Raw genomic sequence first — 15486 nt, forward strand, 5'->3', positions numbered from 1 at the left:
CTCAGGTCGGCTACGCATCGTCGCCTTGGTGGGCCGTTACCCCACCAACTAGCTAATGCGCCGCAGGCCCATCCTCTAGTAGCAGATTGCTCCGCCTTTCATCCTTCCTTCAGGAGAAGAAAGGAATTATCCGGTATTAGCTACCGTTTCCGGTAGTTATCCCAGTCTACAGGGTAGGTTGCCTACGTGTTACTCACCCGTCCGCCGCTAAGCTTACCCCGAAGGATAAGCCCCGCTCGACTTGCATGTATTAGGCACGCCGCCAGCGTTCGTCCTGAGCCAGGATCAAACTCTCCAATAAGGTTTTTCCGAGCAGCTACTCCACCGAATTACTCCGAGGAAATAACCATCCGAAAATTATCGAAAAGAGCGATTCGCTCATTTTGAAACATCTGACGAGAATTAAAATTCTCATTTTGGAATCACCGAAGTGATTTCCGATACTCACTCGTTGTTCAGTTTTCAAAGATCAAGCTCGTTGCCCACGACGATGTTCTCGTCAGCAGCAACTCTTATACTATATCATGTTCGACCGATAATTGCAAGCTCTTTTTTTAAATTCTTTTTTCGAGCTCGGCGTTTAACTTTCTTGGCCGGAATAAGAATATACCATGTATAGAGATTCTTTGCAAGCTTTATTCTGAATATTTTATATAGAACAGGCCACGCCCCTTTACACCGCGAATTTCTCAAGCAGTTGTATGGGGGCTTAGCCTTTAGTATAAAAGCTTATCAATCAGCCTTAAGCAATGATCTCCTGGATGAACAGTTCACGATCCATCATTAAATTAACAATCTCACCTTCGACTTGAACCATTGGGCGTGTAGGATTGCTGCGGTCAGTAAAAATAATCTCTCCGTGTCGGCCGTCGCTAAGACGTATTCTTGTACCGTTATAGAGATCGGTTGTTTTCTGAATGAACGTTTGAACGATGACCGGATCCAGCTTGCCAAAGCTCTCCGTGAGCAGCTGCTCCAGAACCAGATACGGCGACTGTGCCTTTCTGTACGCCTTCTCCAGAGTCATGGCATGGAATATATCCGCCACTGCCACAATCTTGGCATAGAAGTGAATCTGAGTGCCCTCAAGATGGAGTGGATAGCCTGAACCGTCAATTTTCTCATGATGCTGCAGTGCCGCCAATCGGACGCCTTCATTGATTGCCGTAACATTGCGCAGCAACTGGTAACCATAGGTGGTATGCCTGCGAACCTCTTCTACCTCATCGGCTGTCAGCGGAGTCGGCTTCTGCAGCAGTGAGGCATCGACCTTAACGTTCCCTATATCATGCAGCAGCCCGGCGAATGCAGCTTGCAGCCAATCCTTTTGCGGATACCCGCACCATTGGGCAATTTTGTAGGAGGTCAGTGCTGAGAGTACAGCATTGTGATAGTAATAATCCTGGTCAAGCACAACCCGCGGAGTAAATTTTAAAATATGATAGTCCTTCAAGTGACTGATTAATGTCTCTAATTGACTTCGCAATTCATAAATAGGCAAGGGAGCAGCAGCCACGGAAGCGTAGCTTTTCTTAATTAACGCCAGCATCTTCTCATACTCATCATGAAGAGGAGAGTTGCTCTTGGCTAGCAGTGACTCATTGATCATCGCACCTGCTTTGAGCGACGCGCGCTTGGAGGCTGCTTTGGTTGTTTCGGAAGCTTTATTATCTCCCTGGGCACCCTCTATTTCTATCTGTTGGATCAGGAATGCCTGCAAAATCTCGATATCCCGTGGGAGTATAATCTTCCCCTTAGCAAATAAAACACCTCCCAAAGGTGTTATTACATCTTTAACAATTTTTGAACCCGGTTTAACTTCTCCTACGGATATGCTTGGCATAAAATCAGCCCCTCTATTTCTGTGACACTGCGCTCTGGGTAATATAACTCTCTAATTATAGTATGGATAGCCGTAAGCGACTAGATAGATTAATGCCAATTGGCAAAAATTTATTACGAGCTCCTGCCACGGGCAATGTATATATACAAAAAGATCAAGAGTCTCTGCAAACAGAAACCCTTGATCTTTGTAGCTGTTCTATTCGAGGCTGTCCCCTTCGCTGTCTGTGCCTGCTTCAGGCTGGTTCGCATCTCCAGCGTCCTCTACAGGCTCGCCTTGAATTTCTTCTCCGCCTTCCTGCTCTGAGAGTTCATCCTCTTCATTCTTATCTGCTCTGCAAAGAGTCGCTACCGCGTCATCTTCACGGATATTGATCAGCTTAACGCCCTGCGCATAACGGCCCATAGTTGAAATGCCGTCCATACTGGTGCGGATCAGGGTACCGCTGGTGGTGATTATCATCAGGTCCTCGTCATCCTTAACTACCTTCAGACCCACTACCGGACCGTTCTTTTCGGTAAGGCTGATGGTCTTGATTCCCTTACCTCCCCGAGTCTGTGAACGATAGTCGCTTGCAGGTGTCCGTTTGCCGTAACCATTGCTGGTTACAATCAACACTTCAAGCTCCTTATCCACACAATCCATACCGATAACATGGTCATTGTCGTCGAGAGTAATTCCCTTAACGCCGGTTGCGCTGCGGCCCATAGAACGTACATCATTCTCGGAGAACGTAATCGACATCCCGCGTGCGGTACCGATGATCAGATTCTGCTCGCCGTCCGTCAGCTTAACCTCAATCAGCGAATCCTCCTCACGGAGATTAATCGCAATGAGCCCGCCCTTACGGATGTTATTATAATCCTCCAGCGGGGTCTTCTTCACGATCCCTTCACGGGTAGCAAAGAACAGATATTTATCGCTGTCGGTATCCTCAACCTGGATTACCGCGTTGATCTTCTCACCCTGTTCGATTTGAATCAGGTTGATGATTGGTGTCCCGCGTGCGGTACGTCCAAGCTCTGGGATCTCGTACGCTTTGATCCGGTACACCTTGCCCTTATCGGTAAAGAACATCAGGTAATTATGAGAGTTGCTCACGAAGAGATGCTCCACAAAATCCTGATCTTTGGTATCCATTCCCATTACACCGCGGCCTCCGCGCTTCTGACTGCGGTAGGTGCTTACCGGCAAACGCTTGATGTAGCCAGTATGCGTGATGGTAATGACCACCTCTTCACGTGGAATCAGATCCTCATCGAGAATGCTTTCTTCTCCAATTGTGATTTCTGTACGGCGGTCATCCGAATACTTATCGCGAATCTCCTGCAGCTCATTGCCGATGATTTCCAGCACGAGGTGCTCATTAGCCAGAATCTCTTTATACTCAGCAATCTTGGCTAATAGCTCGTTATATTCGTTCTCAATCTTTTCCCGCTCCAGACCGGTCAGGCGCTGCATCCGCATGTCAAGGATAGCTTGTGCCTGCTCTACGCTGAGACTGAAGGTGCTCATTAAGCCATCTCGCGCAATATCCGTTGTGCGTGAGGCACGGATCAAGGCAATAACTTCATCCAAATGATCCAGTGCTACGCGCAGACCTTCCAGGATATGCGCCCGTGCTTCAGCCTTCTTAAGGTCAAAGACGGTCCGGCGGCGGATAACTTCCATTTGGTGCTGCAGGTAGTGATGCAGCACATCACGCAAATTAAGAATCTTTGGTTCGTTATTGACAATAGCCAGCATGTTGATGCCGAACGTAGACTGCATTGAAGTATGCTTGTAGAGATTGTTCAGCACGACGTTCGGGTTCACATCACGTCTCATCTCAATCACAACACGCATACCATTGCGGTCGGATTCATCGCGAAGATCCGTAATGCCGTCAATCCGCTTCTCACGCACTAATTCGGCAATCTTCTCAACCAATCTCGCCTTATTCACCTGGTAAGGCAGCTCACTCACAATGATCCGCGCTTTACCGTTATTCTCTTCAATATCCGCCTTGGCACGCATAGTGACCGATCCGCGGCCAGTGCGATAAGCTTGGCGAATGCCCTCACGGCCCAGGATGTAACCGGCAGTTGGAAAATCCGGGCCTTGAATATATTCCATGAGTTCCATAGGAGTAATATCAGGATTCTTGATCATTGCCTGAACACCATCAATGACCTCGCCCAGATTATGCGGAGGAATATTGGTAGCCATACCAACAGCGATACCAGATACCCCGTTAACGAGCAGGTTGGGATACCGGGCAGGCAAAACTACCGGCTCATTTTCTTCACCATCATAGTTGGGTGCGAAATCTACCGTTTCCTTGTTCAGATCACGAAGCATTTCACCCGCGATTTTGGAAAGCCGCGCTTCGGTATAACGCATAGCTGCAGCCATATCTCCGTCGATAGATCCAAAGTTTCCGTGACCATCCACCAGCATATACCGCATTGAGAAATCCTGGGCCATCCGGACCATCGTTTCATAAACTGCAGAGTCTCCGTGAGGATGATACTTACCGATAACCTCACCGACGATTCTTGCTGATTTCTTATGAGGTTTATCTGAAAACATTCCAAGTTCCGACATCGCAAACAAAATGCGCCGGTGGACAGGCTTAAGTCCGTCCCGCACATCCGGCAAAGCTCGGCTTACAATGATGCTCATCGCGTAATCCATAAAGGATTCGCGCATTTCCACACCAATGTCCCGATCGTGGACTTGCGGGTTATTTTGTTCAGCCATGAGTTGCTGGACCTCCTTCAGTTAAAAACCGCTACCCCTAATTATATTACTTTCACAAAAGTAGCACAATTAAACATGATAGCCTTTGCATTGATTTTCTTTAGCAGAATACGGGTATATGCCCTGTCCGCCAATGTCTTCAGTACATAGACTGTAAAGACAAGAAGAATGGTCTTATGACCCTAATTTCGTCCAAAAAGACATAACCCCATATCCTTATATTATAACATTGTTTAGGCAGCTTGTCCTGACATTTCAACCCGCATAACACTTGAACTGCATGCTTTCGAGGTAACTAACAATACTTTTTAGGAGGATGATCATGAGGATTCAACGGGTGTCCAGTAAATGGGCTAAAACGAAAGTCATCCTGCAGAACAGCAAGCTTTCAGCCTTCATACCGGAAACGAGGAAATATAAACTGGAAGCTCTAATAGAACTGCTTAACATCCATGGAGTGGTTTACATTAAGCCGGACCGCGGGACCTATGGAAGCGGAGTGATGAGGGCGGAACAACGCACGGTTCATTTAAGCCCAAGCGATCAGCAGCCGGACAATGAAAGCAGCCCCGATCATTTGATCGACAATCGCCAAACCGAGCAAAAGGTTATGTACATCCTCCGGTATGCAAAGGACGCTGAGGCATTTAACACCGCCAAAGAGCTGCACACAGCTATCATGAAGCGGATTAAAGGACGGTCCTATTTGATTCAAAAGGGGATTGACCTGCTGTGCCATCAGGACCTGCCCTTTGATCTACGGGTACTTACTCAGAAAAATCTGATGGGGGGCTGGGAAACGACAGGAATGCTCGGCAGAGTAGCCGCCCCGCAAAAGGTTGTCACCAACTATCACAATGGTGGCAGTATTTTTACCGTCCATGACCTGCTGAAAGCCCACATGGACCCGGCTGAAATGACTGCAGCCATACAGCAATTGAAATCGCTTGGAGTAAAAATCGCCGCACAGCTTGAAACTGCCTATCCGGGACTTAAAGAGATCGGACTTGATGTAGCGCTGGACCCGCATCATGATATGTGGCTGCTTGAGGTCAACACACTTCCTGCTGTAATGATCTTTAAAACATTTCCCAATAAATCAATCTACCGCAGAATCCACCGTTATGCTGCAGCCTATGGCCGGTTTAAGCGCACCAAATCTGCTTCAGCTTCCCGCCGCAAATCTATTTCAAGACTCCGGTAACGGACAGAAAAAAAGAACCTCCGCCCCTATTCATCAGAGAACAGGGAGCGGAGATTCGCTATAGAAAATATACTGCAGCCTTAAGCTATACTGCGCATGCACAGCTATTAAATATCAAGGTTCCGAACTGACTTCGCATGCTCTTGAATGAACTCGTATCTCGGCTGGACGTTATCTCCCATGAGAGTATCAAAGATACTGTCAGCGAGTATCGCATCCTCAATCGTTACCTGCAGCATGATGCGGCTCTCAGGGTCCATTGTCGTATCCCATAGCTGAGCTGCATCCATCTCTCCAAGCCCTTTATAGCGCTGAATATTAACTTTAACATTCTCGCCGAACGAAGCGATGATCTCATCACGTTCACGTTCGGATTGGGCGTAACGAACAACTTTGTTGCGCTCAATCTTGAAGAGCGGCGGCTGGGCGATATAGATAAATCCTGCCTCTACCAGCTTGCGCATGTAGCGGTAGAAGAACGTCAGCAGCAATGTTCTGATATGCGCTCCATCGACATCCGCATCGGTCATGATAACAACCTTGTGGTAACGGGCTTTGGACAAATCGAAATCATCACTGATGCCGGTTCCAAGGGCCGTAATAATTGCCCGGATCTCGGCATTGGACAATATACGATCAAGACGTGCTTTCTCGACATTCAGGATTTTACCGCGCAATGGCAGAATCGCCTGGAAATGACGGTCACGCCCCTGCTTGGCAGAACCGCCGGCAGAGTCACCTTCGACGATGTACAGCTCACTGATCGAGGCATCCTTGGATGAGCAGTCGGCCAGCTTACCCGGCAGCGCACTAACTTCAAGCGCACTCTTGCGGCGGGTCAGCTCACGGGCTTTACGGGCTGCCTCACGGGCACGGGAAGCCTGCAGTGATTTCTCCAGCACACGCCGGGAAACCGCCGGATTCTCTTCCAGAAACTGCTGCAATTTCTCCCCGAATAGAGACTCAACAATACCACGGACTTCACTGTTGCCCAGCTTGGTCTTGGTCTGACCTTCGAATTGAGGCTCTGGAATTTTGACCGAAATGATTGCTGTCAATCCTTCACGAACATCATCCCCGGTCAGATTCGAGTTGCTGTCCTTAATGACTCCCGTCTTACGGGCATAATCATTAATGATTCTCGTTAATGCGCTCTTAAAGCCCGATTCATGGGTTCCGCCCTCATGGGTATGAATATTATTGGCAAAAGAGTAGATATTTTCTGTATATGAATCGTTATATTGCAGAGCCACTTCCACCGCAATCATATCCCGCGAGCCTTCCACGTAGATCGGATCCTCATGCAGAGCTTCTTTTTTCTCGTTCAAATATTTCACATACTCAACAATACCGCCTTCATATTTGAAAACGTTGGATACTCCCGTCCGTTCATCCAGCAGGGACAGCTCAATGCCTTTGTTAAGAAAAGCCAGCTCGCGGATACGGGTGAGCAGAGTCGCATAATCATAAATAGTAGTTTCGGTGAAAATCTCCGGGTCGGGATGAAAAGTTGTCGTTGTCCCGGTCTCATCGGAATCCCCAACCACCTTGATCTCATACTCCGGTACGCCGCGTCTGTATGCCTGCTGGTAGATATGGCCGTCACGTTTAACTTTTACAACTACCTTCTCGGACAATGCATTTACTACCGATATCCCTACGCCGTGCAGACCGCCCGATACTTTATACCCGCCACCGCCAAATTTACCGCCTGCATGCAGGACGGTCATGACAACTTCGAGGGTTGATTTCTTCAGCTTCTCGTTCTCTCCGACAGGGATACCCCGGCCATTATCAACAACAGTTATACTATTATCCTCATGAATCTTAACCTGAATCCGGTCGCAAAAACCTGCCAGCGCCTCGTCGATACTATTATCGACAACCTCCCAGACCAAATGATGCAGACCTTTGGCGCTAGTGGAGCCGATGTACATGCCGGGACGTTTCCGAACTGCCTCTAGCCCTTCCAGTACCTGAATCTGGCTCTCATCATATGTCGGTTGATTCATTGACATGTCTTCACCTACTTCTTTCTGATTATCTCTTGTAACTCTGAATACACTATATTTCTAACAAGATTTTGGCTCTTTTTTTGAGAGTGGAGGAGGAAATAGGGGAGTAATATACAGTGTTTTTGGTTACGACAATGGACTTCGCTTCCTCTTCACCGATTCGTTCCAGTCTTTTGTCCTGCTCGGAATGAATAATGAACTGCTTCGACACCTTGGAAGATTTCTCAATCGAGATATCAAAAATAGCAATCAACTCTGAGGATCGAATAATTTTTTCCCCGCCTAAATGGATATACATGATCTTCCTCCGCTCTTTATAGCTCCACTTTGCCGTCATGAACATGATATAGGCTTGCGCCTTTTAATCTTTCGGCATTCAGACTCTCTACCCCGGTGGCGGTAATGAAGGTCTGGACCTTGCTCTGAAAGGTTTCGATAAGCTGGGTCTGACGGTAGGGATCAAGTTCGGACAAAACATCATCAAGAAGCAGCACAGGATACTCTCCGATCTCCTCATGGATCAGCTCAATTTCCGCCAGCTTGAGCGATAAAGCCGCCGTACGTTGCTGCCCCTGGGAACCGTAGACCTGAGCTTCTCTTCCGTTGATAAAAAAGGACAGGTCATCCCGATGGGGACCCGTCAGCGTCATGCCGCGCCTGATTTCTTGATCTCTCGTTTGTGATAACTTTAACATAAAATTGTTCAATAAAACAGCTTCATCTTCCATCTCCCGTTCACCGAAAGAGGGAACATACATTAGTTTCAGCTCTTCTCCGCCGTTGGTAATGCCCTTGTGGATGCTCTCTGCCCATACTTGCAGCTTCTTTATGAATTGTTTCCTTTTTTTCACGATTTTAACACCATGCTCCACAAGCTGGGCATCCCATATTTCCAAAAGCTCTTGGCCTGCAGCCTCCTTGCCCCATAGCTGCTTCAGCAAATTGCCTCTTTGGAGCAGCACCTTCTGGTATTGCTGCAGATGAAACAGGTAGCTTGGCTGAACCTGGCCAATCTCCATATCAAGAAACCGGCGCCGGATACCGGGCGTACCTTTGACAATCTCCAGATCCTCCGGAGCGAACATGACGACATTCAATGAGCCGACGAACTCGCTGAGCCTGCGCTGCTCGAGTCCGTTAATTTTGGCTTTTTTGCCTTGGGAGGACAAGGTCAGCTCCAGCTTCAGATCGCCGTATTTGCGCTCTACATCGGCCACAATCTGCGCGGAGCCTGCCGGGGCATCAAAGGAAATAAGCTCCCGGTCCTTGGAGGTCCGGTGGCTTTTGGTCATTGCCAGGACGAACAGAGCCTCCATGAGGTTGGTTTTGCCCTGGGCGTTCTGACCGAGAATAAGGTTCACATCGCCCAGGCTCTCCAGACGCAGCAGCCCGTAGTTGCGGTAATGCTGCAGACCGATATTTTTGACAAACACAAGCCTGTGCCTCCCTTTAGACTATTCCTCTTGTATTCCGCCGCCTTCAACCACAAAAACGCCGTTATCCTGAACCTCTATTGTATCACCCGGGTACAGCTTTCTTCCACGCCGTTCTTCTTTTTCGCCGTTAACCTTCACATAACCTTCCTGCAGCAGGGCTTTGGCCATCCCGCCTGTGGATACACAATCTGAGAGCTTCAAAAACTGGTCGAGCTTAATATATCCACTGTGGATAAGTATTTTTTTCATGTTTTTTATCCTTTCAGCCACTTATCCACAGGTGCATGGACAGCGGCATTAATTGGTGGTCCGGTAAGGGAGAATGACATACAGGCTGCGGCTTTCATCAAGCGGCTTCAGGATGATCGGACTCATCATTCCCGTAAAAGCAATCACCAGTTGTTCGCTTTCGACAACCTTAAGCACATCAAGCATGTATTTGGAGTTGAAGGAGATTCTCAGCGGTTCGCCTTTAAAATCAATCACTTCCAGCTCCTCGCGCACTTTGCCCAGCTCCGACGAGCTTGAGGAAATCTCAACATCACCGTTATCAAGTGTCTGCATGCGTACGATATTGGTTTTTTCCTCACGGGACAGCAAATAAGCACGGTCGATGGATTCACTTAATTTTTTTGTATCCAAAGTTAGTTCTGTTTTGTAGGCAGTTGGAATAATTCTAGAAGTATCCGGATAAATTCCGTCCAGGATGCGCGAATAGAATAGCACCTTGTCGATTTTGAACAGCACCTGATTATCGGCTACGACAATATCCACCAGCATATTCTGGTCGGGGATGATTTTACTCAGTTCATTCAGCGTTTTACCGGCAATAACAACATTGGCAAACTGAACATTATCCGTTCCTTCCAGATGTGCAGCTCTTGTCGCAAGACGGTGGCGGTCAGTTGCCGTGAATTTGAATTCATTATCGCTAAGATTCCACAAAATCCCTGTAAGAATCGGTGTTGTCTCTTGGGTGGAGATGGAGAAAGCGGTTTGTTTGATCATATTTTTCAGCAAATCGCCAGGCAGAGAAATCGTATCGTTCTCCTCTATGCTAGGAAGCACAGGGAATTCTTCGGGATCAAGGCCAACGATTTGAATCTCGGTGGAACCGGAAGAGATATAGGTTTGAAAGCCTTCTTTGACTTCCATATGGATTTCTTTGGAGGGAAGCTTCTTGATGATTTCAACGAAGAACTTCGCTGGAAGCACAACACTTCCGGGCTGTTCTACTTTTACGATGGTTTGGCTGTCGCTTTCTGCAGGAATAAAAGATTGTATGGAAATATCCGTATCGCTTGCAGTCAAGGTAACGCCTTGATGACTGACTTCAAACTTAATACCGGTAAGAATGGGGATAGTGGTTCTGCTGGAAATCGCCTTGGATACATGGCCTATTGATTCGTTGAGCTCATTTTTGAGAATGCTTATTTTCATGATTTCACTCCTAGCTGGAAAATTGGGAATTGGGTGGCTGTGTATTCTCTTTGAAACGGCGCTCTTAGATGATGAATTATTATAGTTAATTAATAGTATTAGTAGTAGGGGCGCTGTTTATGTGGATAACCGTAAAAACAGCATAAAATTAAGCCTACCCACATGTGTATAGATTGTGTATAGGCTCTTTGTTACTTTTATGAAGGATTTTTAATTTTCTCCGCAAGATTATTTACCACTTTGTACAACTCCTGGTCTACCTTTAATGACTGTGTAATCTTCTCATGGGCATGGATAACGGTGGTATGATCGCGTCCTCCGAAGGCTTCTCCAATCTTAGGCAGCGAATAATCTGTTAATTCACGAGAGAGATACATAGCGATTTGCCGTGGAAAAGCTACAGCCTTGGTACGTTTGCGCGCTTTGAAATCCTCCATGCGCAAATTGTAATACTCGCCGACTTTTTGCTGAATATCACCGATGGTGATCATCTTCGGCCGGCTTGATGGAATAATATCCTTGAGCGCTTCGGCTGCCAGATGAGTGGTTACATCCTGGTTAGTCAGCGATGAATAGGCCACAACCCGAATTAATGCGCCTTCCAGCTCACGAATGTTCGTATCAATCTGGTTGGCAATGTACATCATGGCTTCATTCGGGATATCCAGATTCTCTGCCTTGGCTTTCTTGCGCAAAATGGCAATTCGCGTCTCCAGATCCGGCGGCTGAATATCGGTGATGAGTCCCCATTCAAACCGGGAGCGCAGCCGTTCTTCCAGGGTGGGAATTTCCTTTGGGGGACGGTCGCTGGAGATAATAATTTGCTTGCGTTCTTCGTGCAGCGCATTGAACGTATGGAAAAATTCCTCCTGCGTTGATTCCTTGCCGGCGAGGAATTGGATGTCGTCAATCAGCAGAATATCAACATTGCGGTATTTGTTGCGGAAGCTTTCACCGCGGTTGTCACGGATCGAATTGATGAACTCATTCGTGAATTTCTCGGACGAGATATAGATGACCTTATTGTTCGGATTGTGCTCCAGAACATAGTGTCCGATGGCATGCATCAAATGAGTCTTTCCGAGTCCTACGCCTCCATACAGAAACAGCGGGTTGTAAGCTTTGGCAGGCGCTTCGGCCACCGCCAGTGAGGCGGCATGCGCAAAACGGTTGCCGGAACCGATTACGAATGTATCAAAAGTATATTTGGGATTGAGCAAATGGGTCTGCGCTTCTTCACGCGATACTGCGGGCGAGGGCGCCATTTGTTGTATTACAGGCTCAGAGGGCTTGTTCTCCTCAATCACAAATTTGACGTCAACCTGCTGTCCGGTGACTTCATAAACGGTAGCTCCCACCAATTTTGTATAGCGGCTTTCCAGCCATTCTACGGCAAAAGTTGTAGGCGCCGAGATGATTAGAGCCTGGGGGCTGAAGGTTAACGCTTTCGTAGCCTTAAACCAGGTATCGAAGCTCGGCTTGCTTAATTTGGTTTGAATAATCTCTAAAATTTGCTGCCATAATTCGGAAGTATGGCTGTCCACAGACTGTCACTCCTTTAAATCTTCCAAATGTGGCGTCAGCCATGAAGTGGAAATGTCGAAGAAAATGGGTTGGTACTGCATCTTATCCCCAATATGCAATATAAAGAGACAAAAAAATATGGATAAATTTGAATTGTTCACAACTTTATCCACAGCTTGTTGATAATTTATTGAACAAACAAATCTATTCACATTCAAAAGTAATACCATCATAGCAAAATGGCCCTTGTTTTTCAATGTGCAGGGACATTTTATCCACAAATTCAATCACTTGTGTATAATTATTAGGCACAACACTACATATTGTTGATAATTTGTTTACCGTTCGACAGTTTCTGCCAAGACTTCGACTTTTTTATACACAGGTTGTGCTCAATTGTGAGTAGCCGGAGATTTTTTTGATCACAGGTGGATAACTGTAAAAGTCTGTGGATTATTTGTTTGGGCGAGGGGATTGTGGATAAAGCCCCTGAAATGGAGGCGCGGCTGGCAAGGAGATATGGTTGACTTTTGACTTCATTATGTGTTTAAATATATAAAGGTGTTTTCTGTGAGGATATGTCTCCAAATTAAAATGATGATACTTGTAGATACTGTCCCTACTCAAAGGGCGGCTTAGTCCGTTTCTGCTATATGACAGTAATTAAGATCCTGTAAGGGAGGTGCAATACATGAGACCGACGTTCAAACCGAATGTGAGCAAACGCAAGAAGGTACATGGTTTCCGCAAAAGAATGAGCACGAAAAACGGCCGTAAAGTGCTGGCAGCCCGCCGCTTGAAAGGCAGAAAAGTTTTGAGTGCGTAAGTTAGGCCACTTAGGGACCACTACGGTGGTCCTTTTTAAATATAAGGAAGTAATCTGTGTTCTTTGAACAAATTACTTCCTTATATACCCGCAGAAACGGACATGCTCCTTAAGAAGCTGGGCATTCGTTTCATTATATTGTATGGATAATTTATTTTCGCTCTGCAGAGGAATATGCCTAAGACAGCGTTGGCTATACTTTGCGGGGCTTTTTAATGTATGTGTGCCGTTTATGACGGCATTCGTATGACAATAATAATTAGAAGATAAAATTCCGGAGCCTTATGAATCCGGTCTTTGAATAGGAGATTCCCATGCACAAAAGTTTACGATTACGAAACCGTGCCGACTTCAGCCGCGTATACCGCCATGGGAAGTCATTTGCGAATCATCAGTTTGTGGTCTATTGGTTCAACAGAAAAGAGGTGGAGCGCTTCCGAGTCGGGGTGTCGGTCAGCAAAAAGGTCGGAAACGCCGTTGTCCGCAACCGGATGAGACGACTGGTGAAGGAGATTGTTAGACACCATGAACCGGAAATTACAGGCGGGATTGATATGGTGTTTATCGTAAGAAAAGGAGCGCTTTCCAAGGATTATTCCGAACTGGAGAAAAGCGTGCTGCATGTGCTGCGCAAAGCCAAGCTGCTCAAGGCCTCACGTATGTAAGAGGGGCAGAAGGGGCTTGTTTATTTGTACTCATAATTATGGTATGATTTACGGTGCAATGGAATGTTTAAGAGAGGGGTTTTGAGGTGTCTCTAATGAAGACTAAACGGGGAAAATGGTTTCTTCTCCTCGGAGTAATGGTATTGATGATTGCTGTTCTGTCGGGGTGTACCCCGTCGCAGGCGGTTACGCACACTACGGAGGATTTGAAGAATGGAGGCTTCTGGCAGAGTAATGTTGTGTACTACTTCGCCACAGCCCTGGATACTTTCGCTAAATGGTTCGATGGACAATATGGCTTAGCCGTCCTTGTAATGGTGATTATTGTCCGCACGCTGATCCTGCCGCTTACTATGAAGCAGGTGAAGAGCTCGCGTGCGATGCAAGCGATTCAACCGGAACTAGAGAAAATAAAGAAAAAATATAAAGATTCGCCGGAAAAGGTACAGCAGGAAACGATGCGCCTGTTCCAAGAGAACAAGGTTAATCCGATGGCCGGCTGTCTGCCGCTGATTGTGCAAATGCCGATCTTTATCGCGCTGTATAACTCGATCTATTATAACCCTGACCTGCGGTTGCATTCCTTCTTGTGGCTGCAGCTCGGCAAGCCCGACCACCTGTTCATTCTGCCGCTGCTCGCAGCAGCAACCACATTCCTGCAGACCCGGATGATGACCAAGATGAACCCGGTTCAGCAGCAAGGTCCAATGCAGTTCATGATGATGGTGTATCCGGTTCTGATTTTCATTATGTCCTATAATTTCCCTTCAGCACTTCCACTGTACTGGTTCTACAGTAACCTGTATACCATTATTCAGAACTACTTCTTATACCGCAACAACGATAAGACCAAACTGGCTGTCGCTGGCGCGGGTGCTGGCAGCAGCAAAGAAGTTAATCTTGTGAAGAGCAAGGATACCGCCCGTAAGGATGTTACTCCGGCTGCGAAAGGCAATAGCAGCAAAGGAACGAAGGGGGCCAAAAAGTCAAAATGAGCAAAGTCGTCGCGACAGGGAAAACCATTGAAGAAGCTGTAGAACAGGGACTGAGCCAGCTTGGAGTTCACAAGGACCGGGTAACGGTCAACGTACTGGAACAGCCGTCAAGAGGATTCCTGGGACTCATCGGTGCGAAAGGCGCCAAGGTGGAATTGACCTTGATTGCCGAACCCGCACCGGCGTCAGCGGCGAGTGCTCCGTCACTGCCTCAGCAGTCAGCAAGAGAGGACAAACAGGAGGCTGCCGACGGTGCAACGCGCCAAGATTCCGGACACCCGGTGGAGGAAGCTTACCAAGAGGCTGTTCATTTCATTGTGGATGTTGCCAAGAGCATGGGGCTCGAGGTGGAAGTGGAAACCGTTCATGCCAAAGAATCGACTGTTCTGCAAATATCCGGTCCGGATCTGGGGCTGCTGATCGGCAGAAGAGGACAAACTCTCGATGCTCTGCAGTATTTGGCTAATATCGTTGCCAACCGTTATTCTGATAGTTTCATCCGGCTTGTTCTGGATGCCGAGAACTTCCGCGAACGCCGCAAGAAGACGCTGGAGGAACTGGCCGACCGCCTGGCGGCCCGGGTCGTTCGAACCCGCAAAGAGGTTGTACTGGAGCCGATGTCACCGCAGGAACGGAAGATTATTCACTCCAGATTGCAGGATCACCGGCAGGTCAGCACCCTGAGCAAAGGGGAAGAGCCTAACCGCCGCGTTGTTATAACATTGAAGTAGAGACTAAATTGCCGCAATGACTCCTTGACCAATATAAGGGGTCATTGTTTTTTTGATAATATTAA

13 protein-coding genes and 1 rRNA gene are annotated in these 15486 nt (G+C 47.3%); 5 read left to right on the forward strand and 9 right to left on the reverse strand.

Annotated features, from left to right (window positions below):
• From ACX1DY_RS14520 to gyrA, 3 genes are all read right to left on the reverse strand, one after another.
• Positions 1-301: ribosomal RNA gene (locus ACX1DY_RS14520) — 16S ribosomal RNA — on the reverse strand; the annotation flags it as partial.
• A gap of 441 nt (positions 302-742) precedes the next feature.
• The gene (locus tag ACX1DY_RS14525; RefSeq protein ID WP_458964909.1) at positions 743-1843 is read right to left on the reverse strand and encodes an HD-GYP domain-containing protein; all 1101 of its coding nucleotides are present in this window, start codon (positions 1841-1843) and stop codon (positions 743-745) included.
• Between the two features lie 198 nt (positions 1844-2041).
• Entirely contained in the window at positions 2042-4585 is a 2544-nt protein-coding gene (gyrA, locus tag ACX1DY_RS14530) for a DNA gyrase subunit A (protein WP_458964910.1), read from the reverse strand.
• 322 nt (positions 4586-4907) lie between these two features.
• On the opposite strand from gyrA, the gene ACX1DY_RS14535 reads away from it, so the two are divergent.
• Positions 4908-5789, forward strand: a complete 882-nt coding sequence (locus ACX1DY_RS14535) for a YheC/YheD family protein (RefSeq protein ID WP_458964911.1) — start codon at positions 4908-4910, stop codon at positions 5787-5789.
• 107 nt (positions 5790-5896) lie between these two features.
• On the opposite strand, the gene gyrB is transcribed toward ACX1DY_RS14535, so the two are convergent.
• The 6 genes from gyrB to dnaA all read right to left on the reverse strand — a co-directional run bounded on the left by gyrB (position 5897) and on the right by dnaA (position 12224).
• Positions 5897-7807, reverse strand: coding sequence for a DNA topoisomerase (ATP-hydrolyzing) subunit B (gene gyrB, locus ACX1DY_RS14540; RefSeq protein ID WP_458964912.1), 1911 nt, complete (start codon positions 7805-7807; stop codon positions 5897-5899).
• A 46-nt stretch (positions 7808-7853) separates the two neighbouring features.
• On the reverse strand, positions 7854-8102 hold the full coding sequence (gene remB / locus ACX1DY_RS14545) for an extracellular matrix regulator RemB (protein WP_219220158.1): 249 nt from the start codon (positions 8100-8102) through the stop codon (positions 7854-7856).
• Between the two features lie 16 nt (positions 8103-8118).
• The gene (gene recF, locus ACX1DY_RS14550; RefSeq protein ID WP_458964913.1) at positions 8119-9237 is read right to left on the reverse strand and encodes a DNA replication/repair protein RecF; all 1119 of its coding nucleotides are present in this window, start codon (positions 9235-9237) and stop codon (positions 8119-8121) included.
• 21 nt (positions 9238-9258) lie between these two features.
• Positions 9259-9489 (reverse strand): S4 domain-containing protein YaaA, encoded by a 231-nt coding sequence (yaaA, locus tag ACX1DY_RS14555; protein WP_458964914.1) that lies wholly within the window; start codon positions 9487-9489, stop codon positions 9259-9261.
• Between the two features lie 48 nt (positions 9490-9537).
• Positions 9538-10680 carry a DNA polymerase III subunit beta gene (gene dnaN / locus ACX1DY_RS14560; protein WP_458964915.1) on the reverse strand — a complete coding sequence of 381 codons (1143 nt, stop codon included), beginning with the start codon at positions 10678-10680 and terminating at the stop codon, positions 9538-9540.
• A 197-nt stretch (positions 10681-10877) separates the two neighbouring features.
• On the reverse strand, positions 10878-12224 hold the full coding sequence (gene dnaA, locus ACX1DY_RS14565) for a chromosomal replication initiator protein DnaA (RefSeq protein ID WP_019914529.1): 1347 nt from the start codon (positions 12222-12224) through the stop codon (positions 10878-10880).
• 671 nt (positions 12225-12895) lie between these two features.
• On the opposite strand from dnaA, the gene rpmH reads away from it, so the two are divergent.
• From rpmH to jag, 4 genes are all read left to right on the forward strand, one after another.
• The gene (gene rpmH / locus ACX1DY_RS14570) at positions 12896-13030 is read left to right on the forward strand and encodes a 50S ribosomal protein L34 (RefSeq protein WP_019914530.1); all 135 of its coding nucleotides are present in this window, start codon (positions 12896-12898) and stop codon (positions 13028-13030) included.
• Positions 13031-13344: 314 nt separating this feature from the next.
• Complete coding sequence (rnpA, locus tag ACX1DY_RS14575; RefSeq protein WP_019914531.1) at positions 13345-13695, forward strand: ribonuclease P protein component; 351 nt, start codon at positions 13345-13347, stop codon at positions 13693-13695.
• 86 nt (positions 13696-13781) lie between these two features.
• On the forward strand, positions 13782-14690 hold the full coding sequence (locus tag ACX1DY_RS14580; protein ID WP_458964916.1) for a YidC/Oxa1 family membrane protein insertase: 909 nt from the start codon (positions 13782-13784) through the stop codon (positions 14688-14690).
• Positions 14687-15421, forward strand: coding sequence for an RNA-binding cell elongation regulator Jag/EloR (gene jag, locus ACX1DY_RS14585; RefSeq protein WP_458964917.1), 735 nt, complete (start codon positions 14687-14689; stop codon positions 15419-15421). Before ACX1DY_RS14580 ends, jag begins: the two co-directional genes overlap by 4 nt.
• Positions 15422-15486: the final 65 nt, after the last annotated feature.

The sequence above is a fragment of the Paenibacillus sp. BAC0078 genome, from assembly GCF_054483875.1.